Source organism: Aquabacterium sp. UBA2148, from assembly GCF_002328915.1.
Lineage (GTDB): Bacteria > Pseudomonadota > Gammaproteobacteria > Burkholderiales > Burkholderiaceae_C > Aquabacterium > Aquabacterium parvum.
In genome coordinates this window covers 7,076-7,936 of record NZ_DCXA01000104.1, presented here as the reverse complement: position 1 = coordinate 7,936, position 861 = coordinate 7,076, and the positions used below count along the sequence as shown (strand labels likewise).

Genomic DNA, 861 nt, shown 5'->3' with positions numbered 1-861 from the left:
CGAGGCGGATGCCGCCGAGGCCGCCGAAGGAGCCGCAGGAGCACTGCCACCCTCGGTGCCCGCACCACCGCCCATGCCGGCGCCCGCCTGCGGCGCCTGCCACGGCACCGCCTTCACGGGGCCTTTGCCTCCGGCCATCATGAACTTCTGGAAGCCATCGACCATGACTTGTTCACCGGCTTGCAGGCCGCCGAGCACGACCCATTGGTTGCCACGCGCACCACCGAGCTTGACGGGGCGAGGCGCCACCGATCCGTCCTGCGCCACCACCAGCACCGTGTCGGCCTGGGCGCCGCGTGTGACGGCTTGTTGGGGCAGCAGCACGCCACCGTCGACCTGGGCCTGCTCCAGGCGCACGCGCACGTACATGCCTGGCAGCAGCAGGCCTTGCGGGTTCGGCAGCTCGGCGCGCAGCGAAACCTGGCCCGAGGTGCTGTCCACGCTCAGGTCGGCGAACAGCAGCCGGCCGGGCAGCGGGTACTCGCGGCCATCGTCGAGCACCACGCGCACCTCGGCGGCGTTGGCGCCGGCTTTCTTGAGCGCACCGGCCTGCAGGGCCTGCCGCAGCTTGAGCACCTCGGTGGCCGACTGCGTGAAGTTCACGTACAGCGGGTGCACCTGCTGGATCAAGGCCAGCTGGGTGACTTCGCCCTGCCCCACCAGCGCGCCTTCGGTGACCAGCGCACGGCCGATGCGGCCCGAGATGGGCGCCGTCACGCTGGCGTAGCCCAGGTTGATGCGAGCGGTCTGCAGCGCGGCTTTTGCAGCGGCCACGTCGGCCTGGGCGGCGCGTTGGCTCACCTGCGCGTTGAGGAACTCTTGCGGACTGATGGCCTTGGCGGCCTGCAGCGGCTCGTAGCG

The 861-nt window shown here is 71.2% G+C and carries 1 protein-coding gene; it reads right to left on the bottom strand.

The window, feature by feature from the left end:
- Window positions 1-861, bottom strand: an 861-nt coding sequence (locus B2W70_RS05660) for an efflux RND transporter periplasmic adaptor subunit (protein WP_286743690.1), incomplete at both ends; no start/stop codon positions are given.